Here is a 24,281-nt window from a genome sequence, read left to right as displayed (position 1 = left end):
GGGCTAACAAGCGCTGGGCTTGAAACAGGAATAGACGATGATCCCCGCCGCTTCTTCCGTCCCATCCTCCGTATCGTCCCTCCTATCGCCTGCGCGTATTGCCGCATTGCGCGCCGCAACGCCGGGAGTGCGGACAGTAACCCATTTCAATCACGCTGGGGCGTCGTTGCCGTCAATCGCGACGTTGGAGGCGATAAAAGCGCATCTGTGGCGCGAGGCGACCATGGGCCCCATCGAAGCGGGTGTTGCTGCTAAGGCGGTGACCGAGCGCGCGCGAACCCTTGCTGCGCGCTTGTTAAATGCCGATCCTGCCGAAATAGCGATCACAAGCGGCAACTCGGCGGGGTGGAGTGCCGCATTCGCCGGACTGGATGCGTGGCGACCGGGTGACCGCATTTTGACCGCGAGGCATGAATGGGGCGGCAACGTGGCCAACATGCAAATGGCCGCGCAGCGTCATGGCGCATCGGTGGAAGTCATACCATGCGATGCCAACGGCATGGCTGATCCGCAAGCGCTGGAAACGATGCTCGATGCGCGTGTCCGTTTAATTGCCATTACATGGTTGCCTGCGAACGGCGGTGTCATCAATCCCGCCGTTGCGATCGGCGAGGTGGCGCGACGGCACGCTATCCCCTATTTCATCGACGCGGCGCAGGCGCTTGGGCAATACCCGATCGATGTGGCGGCCGTTGGATGCGATGTCCTTACCGCGGCTTGCCGGAAAGCGCTTCGGGGACCGCGCGGCACCGGACTGCTATATGTGCGGCGCGATTTTCTCAAACATTTGTCGCCATCACAGGTTGACACCCATTCCGCGCCGTTGGTGGCCGAGACCTTACCCGACGGCGCCGCTTCTGTCCGTGCAGCCTTACGGAATGACGCGGCGCGCTTCGAGACGAGCGAGGCTTCTTTCGCGTTGCATTGCGGCTTGGCCAACGCGTTGGAAGAAGCGCTGGAACTAGGGATCGACATGATCCGTGTGCGGATCGATGCGACCGCCCGAGCAGTGCGAGCCCGTCTGGCATCTATCCCTGGCGTAACACTCCTGGATATGGGCATCGAACAATCGGGGTTGGTGTCCTTCGCTGTTGATGGCGTGGATTTACCCGCATTGCAGCGGGGCTTTGCCGATCGCGGAATAACGATCAGCGTGAACGGTGTGTCATACACGCCGTTCGATATGCGTGCGCGGGGCTTGTCGCACGTCGCGCGGGCGTCGGTAAGCTATCTTACGACCGATGACGAAATCGACATATTAATCAATGGCCTTCGTGCACTGATGGCATGACGATGCGATTGGCATTGACCGAGCGTTTCTCGCGGAGCGCGGGATAAGCATGCCATGCTACATAGCATTTTCCAATGCAATCCATCTGAAAAAAATTATTTGTCTTTAAATTTGGATTGTTAATTTATCAAGGCAAACCTTGGTGCCAAGTCGGCGTCGATAGACAGACCACGCGCGGTTGCAGGTAAATGCTCGCGTCATGCTATGGCGTGCATGACGCCGTTCTTCCATATCGAACTGTACAGCTTGTAATAATCAGCGTATGGCTGCTGGAAAATGTAACAATGACCTTCGATTGGCACTATTTTCTGAGTCTTTTTGGTGAAGTCGATTTTTGGCTGGCTACGTGGACGGTCATCAAGCTCAGTGTCTTGACCTGGGTCGCGAGTATCGTCCTTGGTTTCGTTCTGGCGATGGCCAAGCAGTCTTCTCGAAACATTCTCAGTCTGCCCGCGCGCTTCTATATCTGGCTTTTCAGAAGTGTACCGTTACTGGTTCTTCTTATTTTTGTCTATAACCTGCCGCAAGCGGCGCCGGCATTATCCGTCGTGCTCGGCAACCCATTTTGGGCCGGTGCGATCGCGTTGATCATGAGCGAGACAGCCTATATTGCGGAAATTCACCGTGGCGGATTGCTCTCGATCGATAAAGGGCAGTGGGAGGCCGCGCAGGCCTTGGGGCTCCGATTTGTGGGTATTCAGTGGAAGATTGTCATTCCACAGGCGCTGCGCGTCGCACTGCCCGCGCTAACCAACGAATACATATCCATCGTCAAGCTGAGTTCGCTGGTCTCAGTGATCTCGCTGACGGAAATATTGATGGTTGGGCAGCGGCTTTATTCCCAGAATTTCCTTGTCATGGAAACCATGGCGGCAGTTGCGGTTTATTATGTTCTGATCGTTACGGTATTCGACTTCATTCTCAAGCGCACCGAACGGATGCTTGATGTCACGCAGCGCAAGGCAACGCACAAACTGGATGAGAAAGTGCTGGCGTTGGCAACGCGCCAACGTATTTCGACCGTGCGTCAGACAGTGGAAGGACAAGGGCCTGCGTTGCAAGCTTGGCGATTGCATAAGGCCTACAACAATGTCGAGGTCTTGGGGTCGGTCAATCTGCAGGTTCAGCCGGGCGAAGTCGTGTCAGTGATCGGACCGTCTGGCTCCGGAAAGACAACGCTGATCCGTCTGCTCAACGGACTAGAGAAAATTGACAACGGTGAGATCCGCGTCAATGGACGGCCTTTTATTCATCTGAGTAAGCGGGGAACAGAAAAACCGCGTTTCGTGGAGCATCTGGAACATCGCTTGAACATCGGCATGGTGTTCCAGAGTTTTAACTTATTTCAACACCTCACCGTATTAAATAACCTTTTGCTTGCTCCGCGTTATCACCGGCTTGGTACGGTAAGCGAGTTGAAGCAGGATGCCTATGGCTTGCTGCATAAAGTCGGGATGCTGGAACACGCCTGGAAGTACCCGCATCAGCTCTCTGGTGGTCAGCAGCAGCGGATCGCCATAGCGCGGGCATTAATGATGCGTCCTCAGATCATGTTGTTCGACGAACCGACATCGGCGCTTGATCCGGAAAAGGTCAGCGAAGTACTTCAGGTGATAGAAACATTGGCCAAGGAAGGAACCACAATGGTCATCGTCACACACGAAATGCATTTTGCATTCAAAGTGTCTGACCGCATCGTCTTCATGGAGAAAGGTCGGGTTATCTGCGACGACAAGCCTTCGGTGCTACGCAATGGTGAGAATCCGCGCATGGCGGCATTTCTGAAAGGCGTAGTGCTGGCGTAATCAGGCAGTCCATTGTGACGGCTGTCAAACTTCCATCAACGTCGATCTGTTACTACAACTGCAAAAAGGGATTGCCATGAATCTGCTGCGACGAATCAACTGCCGCCATATCGCTGCGACGATTTTAGGGGGAGTGCTTGCCGTTGGTGCACTTCCGTCGTTTGCGTTCCAGCAGTCTGGAAAGATTATTGTCGGCTCGGACATGACCTTCTTTCCCTATGAGTATATGGATAAAGGTCAACCTGCCGGTTTCGACATTGAGTTCATCGACGGCGTGGCGAAAGTCATGGGGTGGAAGGTCGAAAACATCGATACTCGGTTCCCAAATCTTATCATTGGATTGCAAGGCGGGAAATTCGATATCATTAACTCCTCGATGTACATCACCGCGGAACGTGTCAAGGTGATCGACATGATCCCTTATCTCAAGAGCGGTGAGTCGTTGTTGGCATTGAAGGGTAGCGATTTTCAACCTAAGGTTCCGGAAGACTTGTGCGGCCATAAGCTGGGCTCGATGGGGGGCACGGCATGGCTTAAGCAAATGCACGCGGTGTCAGACGATTATTGCGTGAAGAAAGGCTTGCAGCCGATCACGATCAGCGAATTCGTGACGGATCCCCAAACAACGCAGGCGTTGCTTTCTCACGCCGTTGATGCCCAGATCACCGATGCCGCGGTGGCGCGCGGCGTGATTCAGAAACTCGGCAATCGTGTCGTCATTTCATCGGACTCGCTGATCTACCCTGTTTTGAATGGGTTTGGTGTCAAAAAGGGAAATGACGACGTCAAGAATGCTTTGCTGAACGGCATCGAGAAGTTTAAAAAGACACCGGCTTATGCCGCCTTGCTGAAAAAGTATCATTTTGAGGCACCCACCGAGCAAGATATCGCCACACTCATGCCAAAGCCCTGATAAACACGCGGGTGGTGTCGCCTACCGGTGGCATGCGGCCGCGTTTTTGAACGGCGGTGTCGAGGATCAAAAGAGAATGCTGACCGAATCGCAGAAATCATTTTTTCATGAAAACGGCTATCTCGTTGTGCATGATGTCGTTAGCAAGGCGTTGCTCGACCGTTTGCAAACGGCGTTTTCCAGTTGGGTGCAGGAAAGTCGCGCGCATGCCAACGCCTACGGTGAAACAGTGGATGGACGTGCGCGCTTTAGCGTGGAGCCGGGGCACAGTGCGGAACGTCCGGCGTTGCGGCGCGTGAATTCACCGGTGGAAATTTCGGAAGCCTACCTTGAGGCAATGCGTGATTCCGACGTGGTAACGGTGATTGCCGACCTCATTGGGCCGAACGTCAAATACCATCACAGCAAAGTGAATTCCAAAATGCCGGGGGCCGCTACAAATGTCAAATGGCATCAGGACTTCCCATTCACGCCGCATTCAAATGACGACATCATCACGGCATTGTTGATGGTCGATGAGGTCACGGCGCAAAACGGCCCTTTGACAGTGGTGCCGGGCAGCCATAAAGGGCCACTTCACGATTTGTGGCATGACGGCAAATTTACCGGGTTCGTCGCCGATGAGGTCGCGGCGCAGTGTGTGCCACAAGGCGTGCAATGCATTGGACCTGCGGGCTCCGTTTGTTTGATGCACACCCGTCTGTTGCATGCGTCGGAAGCGAATCTGTCGGCGGAACCACGGACGCTGTTCATCGCTGTGTACACCGCCGAAGACGCCATTCCGCTCTGCCCGAATCCTATCCCGAGTCGCTTTGAAGGACTGGTGGTTCATGGCGAGAAGACAGGGGTAGTACGATCGAAACCGTACCAACTGCGTTTGCCCGAGCATCCGAAGGGGGCGTCTTTTTTCGAACAACAGGCCGCTACTGCCGTGCAGACGATGCGCTGAATCGTAAGAAGTCAGTTTGACAGCGCATTATCCGTGCGTGTTCTATTCCGAATCCGGTCGTCCCAAAACGGGCAAATCGCGCGCTCCTGGCGGCACACGCCAGCTGCGCGAGATGGATCGACGGATCGATCGACGGCACACACTACCATGCATCTCGCCACCGTTTTTCCGCTTCGGCGGCGTACAACGTACGACCGACTGAAATCAGGAATTCAAGATCGGACGGCTCCAGATGGGCGGAATGTCCTGCGATCCATGCGGCCAATTCATCAGAGGTGGTACGTGGTCGATCCGCCGCTTGTTCGGAGTCTCTGAATTTTTTTCTAATTTGAGCCTGATTCATGGTGCGCCTCGGAAATGACTACTGTCCGAGCCCCACTGCGAGCGATCTCAGATTGACCGATTACGTTCCCAGCCGAGCATGTGCCTGTTCAAAATAATTTTTTTGAGCCGGTTCTTCTATTGGATATCGGCACGTATTTCTAATCCTTAAGGGAAATTTTAAGAAAAAACCGAAATTCTTTCTCTCATCATATGAAAGCGTAAAACCATGTTTATGCAAGATATATAGCGATATTTCCAATTAGTGACCAGGATTGAACCGCATTGTTACAGATACGCGCGCGTGCTTCACTGGAAGCGTTGCATCCTGAAAGGTGCCAGCAACGGATTACCACCAGCGTCGATGTTGCCCGATGATCCGGCGAGTGCGTCGATTGCCAATTGTTCACCAAGACCCGCGGAGTTTTTGAAGCCGTGCCCCGAGCAGGCGGAGACCATGCGAACATTTTGCATATCGCGGTAGGCATCAATGATGAAGTTGGAATCCTTGCTGACGGTATATAAACATGCGGCGCTGGCGATAGTTTCGCTTTGTACGAATCTCAGGCGCGTCGCGACGTGTCTTTCGTACATCGCCAACGACTCTTTCGTATCCACCTCTCGCAAATAGCAATCGGGTTCCGTCTCGGTGTGATATTGCTCGGAGGCAACCTTGACGCCGTGCTTGCCGTCCACCATCGGGAAGCCGTACAGATAGTCGTCGTCGCCGTTGCCATGCATCCAAATAAAGATCGGGCAGTTTTCCGGTGCGTAGAGAGAAGGTTTGTCCGTCTTGAACCAATGGAGCGTTTGTCGTCTTACGGTCAGATGACGCTGTACCTTGCCACCGGCCATCGCCGGCGCCCACGGACCGGCGGTCACGATGGCCTTTGCCGCGGAATAGGCGCCAGACGCGGTTTTGACGTTGACGCCATTGCCATCTTCTTCAATGGCGATGACTTTCTCGTTCAGGCGCAACGTTGCACCAAGCATTTTGGCTTGGTCGAGTTGTGCCTGTACGCAGGCCTCGGGCAGCAGTGCGCCCGCGCCGGGTTCGAAGTAGGCGGTTTCGTCGCCGCGCGTGATGAATTGCGGATAACGTTTCCGGATCTCCATTGCGTCGAACACTTCGTGGGGAATATCGAATTGCGCGGCATTATCGATGGTTCGCCGGACGAAATCAGGTTTTCCGTGATGGCTGACGGCGCCGCTGATCGAACCGATGATGAGGCCGCCTGTTTGATGAAAAAGGGTCTTGCCGGTTACCGCTTCCAATTCCCGCCATATCGCGTGTGAACGCTGTATGAGTGGGATGTAAATCTGGCCTTCCCCAACGGCGACGCGCGTGATGCGGCTTGCGCCATGGCTTGATCCGCGGTCGTGCGGTGGCGTGTATTGATCGATCCCGATGACACGGGCACCGCGCTTCGCCAATTGGTAGGTTGTGGCGCTGCCGAATGCGCCGAGCCCAATGACAATCACGTCAGCGCTTTGGCGATGGCTCATTCTTGCTTCCCTCTCTATTTTTGACGATTCGCAGGCATCTCCGCGCCTCGCGACAACAGACGCACGTTTCATTTGAACGCCAGTCTTGTTCGGGCGGAATGGCTTGGTCTTGTGCGCGCTGCGCCTAGGCCTCGACACGATGATTGCAGGGGACCGCACGATGGTGCTCGATCCTGTGTATCTTTCGGCGCGAGGAGAGTGGATGGCCGGGTGCGGCGTCCGTTTGACGCAGAGAGACGTATTACATCACGACGCGATGTCGCGATGTCAAGCGCGTGTCGACCGAAGGCCGGCACGGCATCGGATGGGCCAGGTACGCACGGTGGCGGGCTGGCCGTTGATGTCGAAAAGAGGCGATATCGCAGCATCGGCGCAGACTGCATCGCGTGTGGAAGACCTCCATCCGCGACGACAGGCTGCGCCGATGACCGCGTGACGCAGTCGTTTTCCCGGCGATGGGTCAGAATACGTGCTGAATGCCGGCGAAAACACCCGTTTGGCTGTGCCCAATCAGCGGATTGCCGGAACTCGCCGTGGTGCCCGCGCTGTTGGCATTCAAGCTGAAGTTTGCCGTTGAGCTGTTCTGCACGGTCGCGGCTTCCAGGTGCAATTGGGTGCGTTTCGACAAGTTGTAGGTTCCACCGACCGTGTACATCGTCGCGTTGCCCGCACCCTTGTTCGCATTCACGTGATACACGGCCGCGGTGAGTGTTGCCGCTGGTGTTGCTTGCCACGTGATGCCGCCCCATTCGTGATCCAGCGACGTCGGCTGGCCCGCGACATAGACACCGCCCGACGACCGGATCGCTTGATAGGCTGCGCGAACCGTGAATTGACCGAGGAAGACGTTCAGCGCCGCAGTGTATTCGCGAGAGGCGGTGAAGGCGTTATCCAACGAGCCGTTGCCGCTGTCACGCTGTTCGTCATAGAGGCCTCGGACCTGGAATAGCGATGATGTGTACGTTACCTGTGCGCCATCTGAACGCCCTTGCGTGGTCGTACCGTTGCCGTTCCAGTTAGTGGCGTTCGCGAAGGAATACTGTCCTGCGAAGTCGAAGCCACCATAAGTCGGCGATTGATAGGAGATGTTATTGCTGGTTTGATTCCAGTTACGACCCCGTACCAATGATGCCGATGACCAGTTCGACTGACCGAAAGGATCGAAATCCCATACGCCGTTGGAAATCGCAAGCTCACGGCCCATATTGAACGTACCGTATTGCTTGCTGGCCAATCCCACCGTGGCGTAGCGATTAAATATCTGGTTGTTGCCGGGCCCCGAACCGCTCATCGTATTGAAGGACCCTTCCAAGCGGAAGAGGGCCTGCAGCCCACCACCCAGGTCCTCTACTCCTTTCAAGCCCCACAAACTGGTTCCCCAATCGCCGCTTTCCGCGCGCCAGCGACTACCACCTCCACCCGGGGTGGTGTGCTGCAAGCCATTCATGTATTCAATGCCGGCGTCCAAACGACCGTACAGCGTCACGCTACTTTGCGCGTACGCGCTCGTCAAGGGTAATACCAGGGACGCCAACGACGTCACAATCCACGCTTTTTTCATTGTCTCTTCCATTTGATGGCGTGTTGTCATGGGTGACGGATTTCCGTCCTCATGTTCACGATAGTGTCGCTACTTTGTGATGAAGCCTCGGCGCTACTCCTCCTCTCAAAAACGGGTCATGCGACCCAAATCAACCCCGATCAGGCACCGGAAAAGCGATATTCCGACATGCCGGTAAATGTCGTTCGTACCGAAAATACACCGCCTGCCATGGGTTCGCTGGCAAGGGCCTCCGCCTGGAGACCAGTACGGGCACTCGTAATGAACAACGTGCGTCGGTCAGGTCCACCAAACGTCGCGCAGGTCAATCGCGATGCCGCTACATGAACATGAACGTCCATGACGCCCTCGCTATCGAAACGCACCATCCGGCTACCGTCCCAATGGGCGTTCCACAAGCCGCCTTGACTGTCGACGGTCGAGCCGTCCGGGCTGCTTTCATCGGCCAGCAATGTCGCAAACAAGGTGGGCACGCCCAGTCGACCGTCAGCAAAATAATCGCAGCGATGGATCTTGCGTGTCAACGAGTCGGCAAAGTACATTCTTGCCGGGTCGGCCGGTGCCTTTTGATCTTTTTCGGACGTTTCAGCGCCGGGGTAGGCAGCCGCGGCGCGCGTGTCGAACGCGATACTGTTCGCGCACGCAATGCGGGGCAGAGGCAACCGCTCCAGGCGGAGGTCGGCGTTCAGTCGCCAGAAATGCCCTACCGCTTCGGCTTTGTCTGCCTGGTCGAATGTGCCAAAAACAAAACGTCCTTGCGGATCGCAGCGGCCGTCATTGACACGGGTGCGGGGCAAATCGGCCTCCACCTCGACAATATCGACGAACGTATTCGTGGCAGGTTCGAACAACGCAAGCCGGGATGCCAAGCCAAGCAGCAACCAACCCGGTCGCGTGCAAAGCGCAAAACTGGCGAGGCGCTCGGGCAGTGCCCACTGATGCGTCTCGTATTGCGCGGGCGCGCCGTTGGACCAATCGGCGTCGGGGGCGAACGTATGCCGCCATAGGGTGGCGTTTTCGATATCGGTCCAATACAGTGCGTGGTTGATGTCATCCCAAAGGATGCATTCGCCAAGTGTAGCTTTGGCATCGTGAAACAGGCGTGCATGCAATTCAATCACGATCAGGTCCACCCGCCATCAACGACGAAATCTTGCGCCGTACACATCGCGCTGTCATCGGCTGCCAGGAAGAGCGCCATGCTGGCGATATGGATCGGTAGTAAGGGGGCATTGATGCATTGCCCCTTCGCAATGTCCTCTTTTGCCGCGTCGTCCACCCATAATGCCAACTGCTTCTCCGTCATGACCCAGCCCGGCATGATCGTGTTTACCCGGATATTGTACGGGCCGAGGTCCCGGGCTAGGCAGCGCGTCAGACCCTGCACCGCGGCTTTCGATGCGGTATAAGCAGGCATGCCGCCTTGTTTCAATTTCCAACTGATCGAGCCGAAATTGATGATCGAACCACCACCTGCCTGCTTCATGTCCTCCATCACCTGCTGCGCCGCAAAGAACTGGTGACGCAAGTTGACGGCAATGCCCTTGTCCCAGAATGCATAGGTGGTTTCTTCCACGCGATGCCGCTTATCGTTGGCCGCATTATTTACCAGCACGGTGATCGGACCGCAAGCGGCACGAATCTGTGCAATGGCATCGTTAAGCGCATTTTCCTCGGTGATATCTGCAGCGACAAAGCATGGACGATGGACCGTCGAAGGCAGGGGAGCGAGTTTTTCGACTAGCGCCGTGCCTGCTTTCTCGTCGAGGTCGACGAAGCCGACCCGGGCGCCTTGCGCGGCAAACGCCTCAACTAGCGCCGCGCCGATACCGGTGGCGCCACCACTGATGAATACGCAGCGATCTCTTAAAGTGGGATAGGCTGCATAAGCTCGCGCGAGAGACGAGGCCCCAAAATCCGGGGGCATGTTATTCGAGGCGTTTGTCGTCATATCAGAAAGAAAGGTCTACATTCCGCACTGCGTCAGCGGCGGGGCGTATTTATCTTAGCTAAATATCGTCGCACATGCTGAGGGCTCGAAAAGCATTCTAGTAATACCAATAGATCCCGTCATGCACGATATTCTCGGTGCTTACCCGTATTGAGTGCCTAAATAGTCTTACCATATGCTCTGAGCACTCAGGCTGGGCGTGTCAGAACCCTTGATATCGGTGCCTGGGCGACACAGAAGAAAGCCGCTGGCGAGGAAAGGCGCGCTTTTCTGTTAATCAAATGACACACGACCCAATATGTGGGATGTCGCCTTCGCGAATCGTCATCGCTAATCATTTATCGACCCATATCTTGGGATGTCCTTTAAATCGAGGCGTTGCGGTTCGGAGTAGCGCGGTACGCTCACTGACGCGAGGTTGGTTACAACAAGGATGGAGACTATAACGATGCGCATTTCAATGAAGATTTGCAGCCGCGCGATGGCAACTGGCGTACTCACGTCGGTGCTGGCGTTGGCAAGCGCCCACACTTACGCCGAAAAATTAGGGTTCCTCGTCAAACAGCCGGAGGAGCCGTGGTTCCAGACCGAGTGGAAGTTTGCGGATATCGCAGGGAAAAAGGATGGTTTCGAGGTCTTGAAGATCGCGGTTCCGGATGGGGAAAAGACACTGGCCGCCATTGACAGCCTGGCTGCGAATGGTGCCAAGGGATTCGTGATCTGCACCCCGGATCCCAAGCTTGGTCCGGCAATCGTTGCAAAGGCCAAAGCGGCTGGTTTGAAGGTCGTTGCGGTGGACGACCAGTTCGTCAATGCCAAGGGCCAGCCCATGACGGAAGTGCCGCTGGTCATGATGGCCGCGTCAAAGGTGGGTGAACGCCAAGGTCAGGAGTTGTATAAGGAGATGCAGAAGCGCCATTGGGACCCGAAGGTCACGGGTGCGATGGTCATCACGGCCAATGAGCTGGATACCGCACGTCGCCGGACCGACGGTGCTATGTCGGCGTTGAAGGCGGCGGGCTTCCCGGCGGCGCAGATCTACACCGTGCCAACGAAGAGCAACGACATTCCCGGCGCGTTGGACGCAGGTAATTCCTTGCTCGTGCAACACCCGAACGTGAAGAACTGGCTCGTTATCGGGATGAACGACAACACGGTGCTGGGTGGTGTGCGCGCGACGGAAGGTAATGGATTCCAGGCAGCAAATGTTATCGGGATCGGCATCAACGGTGTGGATGCGGTCAACGAACTGTCAAAGAGCAAACCCACAGGTTTCTACGGTTCGCTCCTGCCGAGTCCGGATATCCATGGCACCAAGAGCATCACGATGCTGCATGACTGGGTGACAAAGGGTATCGAGCCGCCGAAGTTCACCGAGGTCACCGATGTGGTGCTGATCACGCGTGACAATTTCCACCAGGAATTGAAGAAGAAGGGCCTGGAATAACGATTCCTGTGCTTATCTCCCGCACGCCCGGCCGATCGGGCGTGCTTTTGCGTCCCTATGGAACCTTTTTTACGGAGCGCAGTCATGCAGTCGAGCGCAACCTCGCTGGCATTTTGCGATATTGGCAAGACGTTTCCTGGCGTGACGGCATTGGCCGGCATCAGTTTCACCTGCCATCCTGGCGCGGTCCATGCGCTGATGGGAGAGAATGGCGCCGGCAAGTCGACCCTGCTGAAGATCCTCAGTGGCGCGTACCAGCCGAGCAGTGGCCATCTCGAAATCGACGGCAAGCCGGTGGCGTTCCGTAACACGCAGGATGCGTTGGCAAACGGCGTGGCTATCATTTACCAGGAATTGCATCTGGTACCCGAGTTGTCCGTGGCGGAAAATATCTGCCTGGGGCAGTTTCCCGGGCGCGCAGGTATCGTCGATCGCGCGTCGATGCGGGCGGCAGCGGGGTTGCAATTGCGACGATTGATGCAGGACATCGATCCCGATACGCCGGTCAAGTATTTATCGATCGGGCAACGTCAAATGGTGGAAATCGCAAAAGCGTTGCTGCACGAAGCCCGCATCATCGCTTTCGACGAACCCACCAGCAGCTTGTCCGCGCGCGAGATCGAGCAACTCGAACGCGTCATACGCGACTTGCGGGCCGAAGGACGGATTGTCATCTATGTGTCGCATCGGATGGAAGAAATCTATCGGATGTGCGACGAGATTACCGTTTTCAAGGATGGACGACTGGTGCAGACCTTTACCGATATCGCGCAACTCAGCCATGACCGGCTGGTGCGTGCGATGGTGGGTCGTGATATCGAAGACATTTTCGGTTATGCGCCGCGGCCACTCGGTGAGGTGCGGTTGGCAGTTTCGCAGCTGGACGTGCCCGGACTGGCGGCACCCGTGGATTTGACGGTGCGCCGTGGGGAGGTCGTCGGGCTGTTCGGACTTGTCGGCGCGGGCCGGACGACATTACTGCGGGCTTTGTTTGGTGCGGACCCTGCACGTTCGGGCGAAGTCAGGGTCGATGGCGCACTCTGTACGCCGGATTCTCCACGGGAGGCGATTCGCCAGGGCATGCTGCTTTGCCCGGAAGATCGCAAGGCGCAGGGCATCGTCCCCGTGCATTCGGTTGCCGACAACATCAATCTCAGCGCACGGCGTCACCATCTAGGCTGGCGAGCCCTGATCAATAGACGGTGGGAGCGCCACAATGCCGTCGAGCAGATCAAGTCCATGCGGATCAAGACGCCCGGCCCCGACCAGCTTATCCGTAACTTGTCCGGTGGCAATCAGCAGAAGGCCATCCTGGCGCGTTGGCTGTCGGAAGACAACATCAAGATCATGATCCTTGATGAACCAACGCGGGGCATCGATGTAGGCGCAAAACATGAAATTTATCAGGTGATATTTGAATTGGCAAAAAAAGGCGTGGCAGTGCTTTTTGCGTCAAGTGATCTTCCTGAGGCGCTGGGTCTTGCCGATCGGGTAATTGTCATGCGGGAAGGGAAGGTCGTAGGCGAGCGTAGTCACGATGAGGCGAACGAGGAAAGTGTGCTGGGCCTCGCGATGTTGTCCGCCGCGCCAACGGACAAGGACCCGATAGCCGCATGAACGCCGCGTTTTTTGCATTGTGCGACATGCATCTCGATTTACGCATTGGTTTTATCGATTTCAATCTATAGGTGAGAAAGAACATGGCCCTCACGCAAACGCAAGCAGGCAACAACGCGCCGCCGCAAAAGTCACGCGATGGCGCTGGCACTCTCGCATCTCGTGTATGGGACGGCTATGGCATGTTGTTGGTTGCCGTCGTTCTTTTCATCGTGTGTAGTGTCGCGGTGCCGAATTTCTTTTCGATGATCAATATGCGCGGCCTGGCGCTATCCGTGTCGCTGGCGGGGATGGTAGCGTGCGGCATGCTGTTCTGTCTGGCGGCGGGGGACTTCGATTTGTCCGTCGGGTCGATCGTCGCCTGCTCCGGCGTGGCGTGCGCCGTGGCGATGAACCGTACCGAATCCGTGGCCGTGGGCGTGGCGACGGGACTGCTCATCGGCGCGGCATTCGGCGCCTTGAATGGGTTTGTCGTAGCGCGCCTCAAGATTAATGCGCTGATTACGACGCTCGCCAGCATGCAGATGGCGCGTGGTCTCGCGTACATCATCTCGGACGGTCGCGCGGTGGGTATCGATCAGGAAAACTTCTTTCTGATCGGCAATACCAGCGTACTGGGATTGCCAGTGCCGGTATGGCTGATGATCGGGTGCCTGGTGATATTCGGCTTCCTGCTGGGACGGACGATCTTTGGCCGCAATACGCTGGCGATCGGCGGCAACGAAGAGGCGGCGCGACTTGCGGGCGTCAATGTGACATGGACGAAGTTCGTGATCTTCGTCTTAAGTGGACTGGTATCCGGGCTCGCAGGCGTGGTGCTTGCGTCGCGCATGACCTCGGGGCAACCGATGACATCGCTGGGCTTGGAGTTGACGGTGATTTCGGCCTGTGTGCTTGGTGGCGTCTCCCTGAAGGGCGGGGTCGGTCGGATTTCGTACGTGCTGGCGGGCGTGCTGATTCTGGGGACGGTGGAGAATGCGATGAATCTCCTGAACATCTCGCCGTTCGCGCAGTACGTTGTTCGTGGTCTGATCTTGTTGGTCGCGGTGATTTTCGATCGTTACAAGCAACAGTCGCGTACCTGATCGATGAGGCGGTGGTGTGTTTCTGGGCGAAGCACACCGCTTTCGGCTTGGTGAAAACCGGTCCGATGGACATGTGTGAGATAACGCAAAACGCGCCTCGGAGGCGCGTTTTGCGATTATACGGACGAAAGGGGTTGGTCGGCGAGCACGCTGTCCGCATCGACACCGGCGCTGTCGAGTTGCACAAGACTGGCCTGCCTGGCTGCGAGCGGGTCGCGGTTCTGGATCGCGGTCAAGATCGCTTTATGACGTGGCAGTGATAGCGCATGGGTGTTCGGATGGCGGCTTGTCAACTTGATCGACTCCGATAGTGCGAGCGACAGCATATTCCCGATGTGAGCCAGCATCCGGTTATGCGTGGCCGCCATGATCGCGCGGTGAAATGCGAGATCCGGTTCCAGCAGGCCATCCGGTGTATTGGCCGAAGCCATCTCAGAAAACGCGGTTTCAATGCGGCGGATATCGTTTTCATCAGCCGACGTTGCGGCAAGGGCAGCCGCGGCGGGTTCGATGATGCGGCGCACAGTCAATAGCGAGCGGAAGAAGTCTGTCTCGGGCATGCTGTTAAGTGTCCAGAACAGAACATCCGGATCGAGCAGATGCCAATCTTCGCTGTCTCGGACGACACTGCCCACACGCGGTTTCGAGACGACCAGACCTTTTGCAACAAGCACGCGCGTGGCCTCGCGCAGCACTGGCCGGCTGACGCCGTATGTCTCACATAGCAGGGGCTCAGGCGGCAACCTTTCCCCCGGTTTTAGCTTGCCGCTGACGATATCCGTCCCAATGTCTTGCACGATCTGGCTGTGCCGACTCTTGCGCGGTTGGGGATGGCGATAATCCATGCCTGCGTATGATTTGAGTTGGAGGACGGGCACGCAAGCATATCATGCAGAGATGCCGCAGGCGGATAGAACAGCGTTGCGTCACATATCACGCCGTTATCGCCGTAGAGGCATCGTATCATCGCGCGCTTTTTCCCCGCTTTGAGGCAAAGGCGTCTGGCGCGATCTGAATTATCTTGCCCAGCGCAGCACCAGGGGATCCAGCCGACGGGCGACGGTGAGCAGCCCGTCTCGGGTGGCCGGGTGAAGCGGCGCGAGCGGGTGACGGGTTGCATCGCTGGTGATGATGCCGCCCTCTCGCATCAACGCTTTGCAGGCGGCCAGTCCGGCTTGGCGATTTTCGTAGTTGATAAGCGGCAACCATTGCTGATATAACGCCGCGGCCTTCTCGGTATCGCCCGCGGTGTACGCATCGAGGATAAGCCGGATGCCGTCCGGATAGCCGCCACCGGTCATGGCGCCCGTGGCGCCGGCATCGAGATCCGCCATCAGCGTAATCGCTTCCTCGCCATCCCATGGGCCGATGATGGCGTCGCCGCCCAGTGCGATCAATTCGCGTAGCTTCGAGGCAGCTTGTGGTGTCTCTATCTTGAAATAAGATAGATTCTCGATCTCGCCAGCCATGCGCGCGAGAAAGGCCGCGGACAGCGGGGTGCCAGAAACCGGCGCATCCTGCACCATGATCGGAATCGAGATGGCGTCGGAGACCTGCTGGTAAAACGAATGGATGTGCGCCTCGCCGACGCGAATGGTTGCACCGTGATAAGGCGGCATGATCATTACCATGGCAGCGCCGGCATCTTGCGCCGCGCGGCTGCGCCTGGCGCAGATGTGCGTGCTGAAATGGCTCGTCGTGACAATCACCGGAACGCGGCCGGCCACGTGATCGAGGGCCAGTGTCTGCAGCACGTTTCGTTCATCGTCACTCAACGCGAACTGTTCTGAGAAGTTGGCCAGGATACATAAGCCATTTGAGCCGGCATCTATCATGAAGTCCAGCACACGACGCTGGCCCGCCAAATCGAGATTGCCATTGGCGTCGAAAATTGTCGGCACGACCGGGAACACGCCACGGTAGATTGGTGGGGAGTTCGTCGCGGCAACGGAGGGACGGGGCGCGTTGTGGTCGGTCATGCGGAAGGGCTCCTATGAGATTCGGTCGCGTTCATGCGCTGTTTGGACGGTGAAGAGGTCGAAGTGCCACGTTCAACATGGCGTGCGATAACGAAAGTCAGCAACACGCCAAGCAGCAGCACGCCGCCTGACAGGAAATACAGACCGTCTTCGATACGGCCAGTGGTTTGCTTGATCGCGCCCACGGCGAATGGCCCAAGATAGCCGCCGAGGTTGCCGATCGAATTGATGACAGCTATGCCCGCGGCCGCTTGCGTGCCGCTCAGGAAGCGCCCGGGCAAGGTCCAGAACACCGGTTGCGCGGCATACAGCGCACACGCCGTGACGGATAATGCCGCGAGTTGAACCACCGGTGAATGTACGGATGCCGACACGGCCAGGCCGATCGCGCCGACGCCCGCGGAAAGCGCGATATGCCACATCCGTTCGTCGCGCTTGTCTGAACTGCGCGGAATGGTTAGCAGACCGACGACCGCAAAGACATAAGGAACGGCCGTCAGCAAGCCGGTCGTGATATTAGATCCGCCAAAACCTTTGACAATGGTCGGCAGCCACGTGCTCAATCCATAGATCGCGAGCGGATAGGGCAGGAAATATAGCGCCAGCAGCAATATTCGCCGATCCTTGACCACGCTCAATAAGCCGCGTACCCCGTGTATGAGCGGTTGCGGTGCGGCGGCGCGCTCCCGTTCAAGGGTTCGTTCGAGCCATCGCCGGTCCGCTTCGGGGAGCCAGCGCGCTTTGGCGGGTGTGTCTGGCAGAATCAGAAGGGTGGGGACCGCCAGCAGGATCGCGGGGATGCCTGTCAGCAAGAAAAGCCATTGCCAACCGTGCAGACCGGCGACCCCTTCCATGTCCAACAATGCGCCCGATAAAGGGCCGGTGATGATCAGGGCGAACGGCTGGGACAGCAAGAACAGCCCGAAGATTTTCGCGCGATGATTTGACGGAAACCACTGGCAGAGAAAGTAGACCGCGCCCGGATAGAAACCCGCTTCTGCCGCGCCAAGCAGAAAACGCAACAGATAGAACGAATGCGGCCCGCTGATCAAGCACATGGCGGCCGTAATCGCGCCCCAGGTGACAAGGATGCGTGCGAACCAGCGGCTTGCGCCAACCTTCACCAGCATCACGTTGCTAGGTACCTCGAACAGGAAGTAGCCGATAAAGAACAGCCCGGCACCGAAGCCGTAAGCGGCATCGCCGATGCCCACATCGGCGTTCATCTGAAGTTTTGCAAAACCCAGGGTGGAACGATCGATATACGCGACTAGATAAAGCAATACCAGAAAGGGGACGAGACGCAAGCTGATGCGCCGTACGATGCGGTGCTCGGTAGCAGGGTCGAGATCGGCGTTGGGTACCGTTGCACCCCCAGCGGGAAGATTGTGCATCTCCGTCTCCTTGGACAGTAGCGCTATGGGGTCAATGCGAATGACGCGGTACCGCGGCGCCACGACAACCAACAAGGAAGTCGAAATCGCAACCCTGGTCCGCTTGCAGCACGTGATCTACGTAAAGATTGCGGTACCCACTCTGGTCCGCAGGGTCAGGCGCCTTTCGCGCATGCGTGTCGTGCCATTCCGTCAGTCGCGCTTGGAGTTCTTCATCAGGAATATCAAGGCGGAGGACGCCACGATAGCTGTCGAGATCAATCCAGTCGCCTTCCCGGACGACGGCAAGCGGACCACCGGCACGCGCTTCCGGAGCAACGTGCAGCACCACGGTGCCGTACGCGGTGCCGGACATCCGTGCATCCGACAGGCGCACCATGTCGGTAATGCCCTGCGCGAGCAATTTTGGCGGCAATCCCATATTGCCGACTTCGGCCATGCCGGGATAGCCCTTGGGTCCGCAGTTTTTCAAGACGAGTACGGAATCCGCGGTGACATCCAGGTCAGGATCGACGATGCGTGCCTTGTAGTCTTCCAGACTTTCGAACACAACCGCGCGACCACGATGTTTCAACAACGCGGCGGTTGCAGCCGATGGCTTGATCACGGCCCCGGAGGGAGCGAGGTTCCCGCGCAGGACGCACAGTCCGCCATCCGCCAGCAAGGGCTTGTCGATTTCGCGGATCACCTCTGTGTCGTAAATGGGTGCGTCCGAGACGTTTTCCCACAACGTTCGACCGTTGGCGGTACGTGCATCCGGATGCGGGATCAGATTTGCCTCACCCAGGCGCCGCAGCACGCCAGGCAGCCCGCCGGCGTAGTAGAACTCTTCCATCAGGAAGCGCCCCGACGGCTGCAAGTCGACCAAGGTAGGGGTGCCACGGCCGATTCGCGTCCAGTCCTCCAGTTCCAGCGGTACGCCAATGCGCCCGGCGATGGCTTTCAAATGAATCGCGGCGTTCGTCGAGCCACCAATGGCGGCGTTGACGCGAATGGCATTTTCAAACGCATCTCGCGTGAGCAACGTGGACAGGGTCACACCATCGCGAGCCATTTCCACGATGCGCATGCCGGACATATGGGCGAGCACGTACCGTCTCGCATCGACGGCGGGGATAGCCGCGTTATGCGGTAGTGTGACACCGAGCGCCTCGGCCATGCACGCCATGGTGGAGGCGGTACCCATGGTATTGCATGTGCCAACCGAGCGCGACATATCACCTTCGGCGGAGAGGAAATCATGCAGGGTAATGGTGCCAGCCTTGACCTGTTCGCTCAGTTGCCAGACCAGTGTGCCGGAGCCAACGTCGCGGCCGCGGTGTTTGCCGTTCAACATGGGGCCGCCGCTGACGAGAATGGCCGGCACGTCGCAACTGGCCGCGCCCATCAGTAGTGCCGGTGTTGTCTTGTCACAGCCAGCCAGCAACACCACCGCATCGATGGGATTGCCGCGGATGGCTTCCTCCACATCCATGCTGGCGAGATTCCGCGTGAACATGGCCGTGGGACGGAGGTTGGATTCACCGTTCGAGAAAACGGGAAACTCCACGGGGAAGCCACCTGCTTCCAATACGCCGCGTTTGACGTGTTCGGCCAGTTTGCGGAAATGGGAGTTGCAGGGCGTCAGTTCGGACCAGGTGTTGCAAATGCCGATGATCGGCTTACCTTGGAACTCATGATCGGGAATGCCCTGGTTCTTCATCCAGCTCCGATACATGAAGCCGTTCTTGTCCGCGGTACCAAACCATTGCGCGGATCGCAGTGGTCGGCCGGATGCACTCGCCGGGCCAGTCGGATGATCGGTGAGGCCGGCGCTCGGTGTATTGCTGCCGTGCGCCGTTGCGCCATGCGCCGCGTGTGCGCTGTCAGTTTCCGCTTCGCCCGTGGCAAGCCGCACGTCGGATGCGCGATCCTCGCTCATATGTCTCCTCCTGATTATTTTCCCTCATTATAGTCAGACTATTGAGACAGGTTATTCGGGTTAACGCGTTTATTAGGGCAAAGTTCGATCTTTGCCCGCATGTTGCACGAACAAAAGACCGACTATTGCAATGTTGTTCCGGCAAGGCGGTGAGAGCGAGCCGGCAATCGTGTCGCGTAGCCAGCTAGATCAGCGGTTCCGATATCTCGATAAGCGCATGGTGGCTTTGATGTCGACGCATGTCAGAACAAGATGATCCAGGTGATGCATGCGTGTCTTCAAGCTACTCTTCCATGGCGATCAATGTTTCCCAGGTAAAGACAGTCGCCGTTCCACGTGCCGCTGAATGATCTCGAGCACCGTACACATGATCCAGTATGTCGCCGCCGCGACCAGGTAGAAGGGCAGTGTGTAGAAAGTTGATGCGATCAGCTCTTGCGTGCTGCGCAACAGTTCCGTCACGGTGATCACCGACACCAGCGACGTATCCTTGATGAGGCTGATGAGGCTATTCGCCAGGCTTGGTGTGGCAATCCGCAGTGCCTGTGGACCGATCACGAAGCGCAGCGCCTGACCGCGACGCAAGCCGAGACTGTACGCCGCAAGCCATTGTCCCGGGGCGATCCCGAGAATCGCGCCTCGCATGCTTTCGGAGAGGTAAGCCGCCACGTTGGCCGACAGGGCAAGCACGCCCGCCGGTGTCGGATCCAACGAAATTCCCAGCGCGGGCAGGCCGTAGTACACGACAAAGATCTGTACCAATAAAGGCGTGCCACGCATCACACTGACATACAGGCGTGCGATGCCCGCGAGCAAACGATTGCCGCTGATGCCCATCGTTGCAAGGACCACGGCGGCGACCAACCCGAAGATCATCGACAAGACCGCGAACTTGACGGTCAGCCAGGCGCCTAGCGCCAACGCGGGCGCCGATTGAAGCAGGATGTCGGAGAAATTCATCGCCTGCCGAAACTCACTTTGCCGCAGTCGCTGACAGTGGCTTGGACACGTCCACGCCAAACCATTTGTCGGACAGTCTGGTCAATGTGCCGTCGCTGCGCATGTCGGCCAGCGCGTTATTCACCGCCTTTGCAAAGGCGGGATTATCCTTGCGGAATGGGATGCCCATCTCGGAAGGGTCGCCAGCCGTGCCGCTGGTACGCAACGGCAGTGCCGAATGCTTCAGCAGATAGGCGAGCATCAGGCGATCGTTCAGTGCCGCATCGATCCGTCCCGCCGCCAGGTCCGACAGATATTCCGGCGCGCCTGGGTAGGTGCGAACGTCGATGCCCGGCACCGCCTTGGCCATATCGTTATAGTTGCTGCCGAACGAGACGCCCAGCTTGTGGCCCTTCAAATCGTCAAGCGAACGGAATTGCCGGTCGTCGTTCTTCCGCTGGATCAGTTGGCCAATGGAATAGGTGTAAGGCGTCGAGAAATCCAGCATTTTCTGACGGGCGGCGGTAATCCCCACCTGATTGACGATCACATCGTATTTGCCCGCCTGGAGGCCAGCGATAATGCCGCTCCATTCGGTTGTCACAAAATGCGGCTTGACGCCGAGGCGACGGGCCAACTCTGTTGCAACGTCGACGTCAAAGCCTTGCAGGTCGCCGCCAGGCGCCTTGAAACCAAACGGAGGATAGGTGCCTTCCAAGCCGATTTCGAGCGTGCCGCGATGCTTCACGGTGTCGAGAAGATCCGCCGCATGCGCACATGGGGCGATGAAGGACAGCGCCGAGAGTGAAAACGCGGTGGCGCTGAAGAAGGCACGCGCCACGTTGCGCGGGGAAAAACGACTGGCCATTGCGACTCCTGCTGATGGAAAAACCGCCGGCGTCCGTCACGGACGCCGAGTTATCGGGACAGAGGAGGTCGAGCTTACCAAAAGATGGCAATCCAGGCGCAACGGCACGCGATATTCCCGCGCCGTATAAGGCTGGTCGTAAGATATCAAACGATACCGAACGCGTAGTACAACGCAATCACGAAGAATGCCGCCGCGATCTTGATCAAGGTCATGACGAAGATATTGCCGTACGACTCGCGATGACTGAGCCCCGTGACCGCTAGCAACGTAATCACCGCGCCATTGTGCGGCAAGGTATCCATGCCGCCGGAGGCCATCGCGGCGACCCGGTGCATGACTTCCATAGGAATATGCGCGGCATTGGCCGCGGCGATGAACTGGTCGGACATTGCCGCCAGCGCGATGCTCAGGCCTCCGGATGCCGAACCGGTGATGCCTGCGAGCAGGTTGATCGCGATCGCTTCGTTGATCAGTGGATTCGGAATGGCCTTCAGCCCTTCGGCGATCAACAGGAAGCCAGGTAGCGCCGCGATGATCGCGCCAAAGCCATATTCGGAGGCCGTGTTCATTGTCGCCAGCATGGCGCCGCTGACGGCGGTTTTTGTCCCCTCGGCAATGCCAGGACCATTGCGCATTCCGCGCCAACCGAAAATCAAGACAAACAGTGAACCGGAAGCCAACGCGGCAAGCACCGCCCAGATCCCGACGAGCTTCGTAGCGTCCACCGGGATAGGGGATGGCAGGCCGGGCAGGGCGAGTGAGTATACCCCCGGGAACCATACGGGGATCGCCCTGGTATAAATCAGATTGCTGACGCCGACGATGATCAAGGGGGCGAGCGCGATCAGCGGATGTGGCAACGCGATATTCGCCGGGGTTTCGGGTTCATTGCGCAGATTGGTGCCATAGCCTTCATTGGCCCGTTGTGCACGGCTGCGCGCCCGCTCGAGATAGACAATGCCGAGAATGAAGACGAAGAAGGATCCGAGAAGGCCCAGCCAGGGGGAGGCCCAGGCAGTGGTATGAAAGAAGGTTGTCGGGATAATGTTTTGAATCTGCGGCGTGCCCGGCATGGCGTCCATCGTGAAGGTGAACGCGCCCAAGGCGATGGTGGCCGGCATCAACCGTTTTGGTATGCCGCTCTGGCGGAACATTTCGGCCGCGAACGGATAGACGGCAAACACGACAACGAAGAGTGATACGCCCCCATAGGTCAGCAATGCGCACACGACGACAATGACAGGAATAGCGCGTTCGCGCCCGAGCAAGCGTATGACCGCCTCGACAATCGCCCGGGAAAACCCCGATAGTTCGACAAGCTTGCCGAACAGGGCGCCAAGCAGGAATACGGGGAAATACAGCTTTATGAATCCGACCATCTTGTCCATGAAGAGCCCCGAGAAAGCAGGCGCCACAGCGGACGGATCGGTGAGCAGTACCGCGCCCAGCGCGGCAAGGGGGGCAAACAGGATGACGCTATAGCCGCGGTAGGCAGCCAGCATCAACGCGCCAAGCGCGAGAATGGCGATGACGATGCTCATGGTCGAGGCTCGCTTTTTTTGTTGATATGTCGTCCGCTGCCGACGGCCGGGGCAGCGATGTGGCATCCATTCGGATAGCGTATCAGTGCCCCGTTGTCTCCAGTCGCTTCCGGCAAAATACCTCGAATTGGCGAACGTTCACGGCTAAAGTCAAATTCAGTGTAGCGCAGGAATGATGGCAGTGCGTCCTCGGTGCGAAACAAGCTGAGAAAATAGGTATCGACCTTGGCGAAACGCCGGATCCGCGCGGCGTCGGCTTACCCTATTGGACGCCGTCAGGTCCGGTGTCGCGAAAACCGCGCACTTCCCGCACAGGCCACGGTGATCGCACCGATGCCGAGACATTGCCAGGGGCTTAATGTCTCGCCCAGCACGATCCAGCTTGCCAGTGCGGCGATTGCGGGAGATGCACTCATCAGTACGCCAAAAACGCGAGACGGCAGGGCGTGCAGTGCAAACATGTCCAGTAGATACGGAATCATGCTCGACAGTAACGCGACCGCAAAACCGATCGCCAGGACAGGTCCTTGCCATAGTGTCGCGCCCGCCTGATGCACGCCAATCGGGACGGCGAAACTGGCGGCGATCAACATCCCGCTGGCCACTGCTCGGGTACCCAGATGGGCGACACGGGCGCCGAAGGTCATGTACAAGGCCCAGCATAGCGCCGCGGCCAGTGCGAAACCAATGCCCCGTGGATCCAGGCAGCCACCTAGTGCGCTAAAGGGCAACAGACACAAGCCCACAACGGATAACGCAATCCATACCAGGTCGATCCTTCTCCGGGACAAGAGCAACGCCACGCCGAGTGGGCCAATCACCTCGATCGATACCGCGATGCTGACCGGGATGGTGGCGAAGGCGTGATAGATCATCAGGTTCATCAGGCCCAGCGTGACACCATAGCCTATTAACGCAGGCCAGATGCCCGGCGTGCGCCAGCAACGCCATGGACGGATCAGGGCGGCAAGCAACACCGCCGACAGCGCCAGGCGGAGTGCCGCCATGCCTTCCGGGCCCACCATCGGGAACAGCGTCTTGGCAAAGGCCGCGCCGGTCTGTACGGACACCATGCCGGCGATTGCCGCAAGGGACGCCAGCGATGCCGTCCGCGATGAGGTCTCATTTCGTTGGGGCAAAGCGTCTCCTCGACATCACACGTCCACGATGAAGCTTGGGCAATACCATGC

At 57.8% G+C, this 24,281-nt stretch carries 21 protein-coding genes; 8 read left to right on the top strand and 13 right to left on the bottom strand.

Features of this window, described 5'->3' with window-relative positions:
• The first annotated feature begins 37 nt into the window (after nucleotides 1–37).
• From WM40_RS10515 to WM40_RS10500, 4 genes are all read left to right on the top strand, one after another.
• On the top strand, nucleotides 38–1,291 hold the full coding sequence (locus WM40_RS10515) for an aminotransferase class V-fold PLP-dependent enzyme (RefSeq protein WP_024903828.1): 1,254 nt from the start codon (nucleotides 38–40) through the stop codon (nucleotides 1,289–1,291).
• Between the two features lie 284 nt (nucleotides 1,292–1,575).
• Nucleotides 1,576–3,096 carry an amino acid ABC transporter permease/ATP-binding protein gene (locus WM40_RS10510; protein WP_024903829.1) on the top strand — a complete coding sequence of 507 codons (1,521 nt, stop codon included), beginning with the start codon at nucleotides 1,576–1,578 and terminating at the stop codon, nucleotides 3,094–3,096.
• Between the two features lie 76 nt (nucleotides 3,097–3,172).
• Nucleotides 3,173–4,009, top strand: a complete 837-nt coding sequence (locus WM40_RS10505) for an ABC transporter substrate-binding protein (RefSeq protein WP_024903830.1) — start codon at nucleotides 3,173–3,175, stop codon at nucleotides 4,007–4,009.
• Nucleotides 4,010–4,085: 76 nt separating this feature from the next.
• A complete protein-coding gene (locus WM40_RS10500; protein ID WP_024903831.1) occupies nucleotides 4,086–4,958 on the top strand; it encodes a phytanoyl-CoA dioxygenase family protein in 873 nt (290 codons plus the stop codon).
• 142 nt (nucleotides 4,959–5,100) lie between these two features.
• Here WM40_RS10500 and WM40_RS31335 read toward each other — a convergent pair whose 3' ends face one another.
• Entirely contained in the window at nucleotides 5,101–5,301 is a 201-nt protein-coding gene (locus WM40_RS31335; protein WP_024903832.1) for a hypothetical protein, read from the bottom strand.
• A gap of 287 nt (nucleotides 5,302–5,588) precedes the next feature.
• Nucleotides 5,589–6,785 carry an N-methyl-L-tryptophan oxidase gene (gene solA, locus WM40_RS10495; protein WP_024903833.1) on the bottom strand — a complete coding sequence of 399 codons (1,197 nt, stop codon included), beginning with the start codon at nucleotides 6,783–6,785 and terminating at the stop codon, nucleotides 5,589–5,591.
• Between the two features lie 160 nt (nucleotides 6,786–6,945).
• Here solA and WM40_RS10490 point away from each other — a divergent pair, with 160 nt between their 5' ends.
• Nucleotides 6,946–7,221 (top strand): hypothetical protein, encoded by a 276-nt coding sequence (locus WM40_RS10490; RefSeq protein WP_157685771.1) that lies wholly within the window; start codon nucleotides 6,946–6,948, stop codon nucleotides 7,219–7,221.
• A 24-nt stretch (nucleotides 7,222–7,245) separates the two neighbouring features.
• Here the strand turns inward: WM40_RS10490 and WM40_RS10485 are convergent, their stop codons facing one another.
• From WM40_RS10485 to WM40_RS10475, 3 genes are all read right to left on the bottom strand, one after another.
• Entirely contained in the window at nucleotides 7,246–8,346 is a 1,101-nt protein-coding gene (locus WM40_RS10485) for a porin (RefSeq protein WP_024903835.1), read from the bottom strand.
• A gap of 140 nt (nucleotides 8,347–8,486) precedes the next feature.
• Entirely contained in the window at nucleotides 8,487–9,467 is a 981-nt protein-coding gene (locus WM40_RS10480; RefSeq protein WP_236693462.1) for an SMP-30/gluconolactonase/LRE family protein, read from the bottom strand.
• A 2-nt stretch (nucleotides 9,468–9,469) separates the two neighbouring features.
• Entirely contained in the window at nucleotides 9,470–10,297 is an 828-nt protein-coding gene (locus tag WM40_RS10475; protein ID WP_024903837.1) for an SDR family NAD(P)-dependent oxidoreductase, read from the bottom strand.
• 460 nt (nucleotides 10,298–10,757) lie between these two features.
• On the opposite strand from WM40_RS10475, the gene WM40_RS10470 reads away from it, so the two are divergent.
• The 3 genes from WM40_RS10470 (at nucleotide 10,758) to araH (ending at nucleotide 14,446) form a co-directional block, all read left to right on the top strand.
• A complete protein-coding gene (locus WM40_RS10470) occupies nucleotides 10,758–11,744 on the top strand; it encodes an arabinose ABC transporter substrate-binding protein (protein WP_024903838.1) in 987 nt (328 codons plus the stop codon).
• 84 nt (nucleotides 11,745–11,828) lie between these two features.
• Complete coding sequence (gene araG, locus WM40_RS10465; protein ID WP_024903839.1) at nucleotides 11,829–13,361, top strand: L-arabinose ABC transporter ATP-binding protein AraG; 1,533 nt, start codon at nucleotides 11,829–11,831, stop codon at nucleotides 13,359–13,361.
• Between the two features lie 83 nt (nucleotides 13,362–13,444).
• Nucleotides 13,445–14,446 (top strand): L-arabinose ABC transporter permease AraH, encoded by a 1,002-nt coding sequence (araH, locus tag WM40_RS10460; RefSeq protein ID WP_024903840.1) that lies wholly within the window; start codon nucleotides 13,445–13,447, stop codon nucleotides 14,444–14,446.
• Nucleotides 14,447–14,562: 116 nt separating this feature from the next.
• On the opposite strand, the gene WM40_RS10455 is transcribed toward araH, so the two are convergent.
• The 8 genes from WM40_RS10455 to WM40_RS10420 all read right to left on the bottom strand — a co-directional run bounded on the left by WM40_RS10455 (nucleotide 14,563) and on the right by WM40_RS10420 (nucleotide 24,230).
• Nucleotides 14,563–15,291: a FadR/GntR family transcriptional regulator gene (locus tag WM40_RS10455; protein ID WP_046152812.1), complete on the bottom strand. Its 729-nt coding sequence runs from the start codon at nucleotides 15,289–15,291 to the stop codon at nucleotides 14,563–14,565.
• Between the two features lie 171 nt (nucleotides 15,292–15,462).
• Entirely contained in the window at nucleotides 15,463–16,425 is a 963-nt protein-coding gene (locus tag WM40_RS10450) for a dihydrodipicolinate synthase family protein (RefSeq protein ID WP_024903842.1), read from the bottom strand.
• Nucleotides 16,422–17,819 (bottom strand): MFS transporter, encoded by a 1,398-nt coding sequence (locus WM40_RS10445; protein ID WP_046152857.1) that lies wholly within the window; start codon nucleotides 17,817–17,819, stop codon nucleotides 16,422–16,424. The genes WM40_RS10450 and WM40_RS10445 overlap by 4 nt, the downstream gene beginning before the upstream one ends.
• A gap of 31 nt (nucleotides 17,820–17,850) precedes the next feature.
• The gene (locus WM40_RS10440) at nucleotides 17,851–19,740 is read right to left on the bottom strand and encodes an IlvD/Edd family dehydratase (RefSeq protein WP_024903844.1); all 1,890 of its coding nucleotides are present in this window, start codon (nucleotides 19,738–19,740) and stop codon (nucleotides 17,851–17,853) included.
• A gap of 300 nt (nucleotides 19,741–20,040) precedes the next feature.
• Entirely contained in the window at nucleotides 20,041–20,700 is a 660-nt protein-coding gene (locus WM40_RS10435; RefSeq protein ID WP_024903845.1) for an amino acid ABC transporter permease, read from the bottom strand.
• 13 nt (nucleotides 20,701–20,713) lie between these two features.
• Nucleotides 20,714–21,547, bottom strand: a complete 834-nt coding sequence (locus WM40_RS10430; protein WP_046152811.1) for a cystine ABC transporter substrate-binding protein — start codon at nucleotides 21,545–21,547, stop codon at nucleotides 20,714–20,716.
• A gap of 146 nt (nucleotides 21,548–21,693) precedes the next feature.
• On the bottom strand, nucleotides 21,694–23,091 hold the full coding sequence (locus WM40_RS10425) for a GntP family permease (protein ID WP_024903847.1): 1,398 nt from the start codon (nucleotides 23,089–23,091) through the stop codon (nucleotides 21,694–21,696).
• A 275-nt stretch (nucleotides 23,092–23,366) separates the two neighbouring features.
• Nucleotides 23,367–24,230: an EamA family transporter gene (locus tag WM40_RS10420; RefSeq protein WP_024903848.1), complete on the bottom strand. Its 864-nt coding sequence runs from the start codon at nucleotides 24,228–24,230 to the stop codon at nucleotides 23,367–23,369.
• Nucleotides 24,231–24,281: the final 51 nt, after the last annotated feature.

This window comes from Robbsia andropogonis (assembly GCF_000970345.1).
Classification (GTDB): Bacteria; Pseudomonadota; Gammaproteobacteria; order Burkholderiales; family Burkholderiaceae; genus Robbsia; species Robbsia andropogonis.
This window is presented reverse-complemented; position numbering and strand designations above follow the sequence as displayed.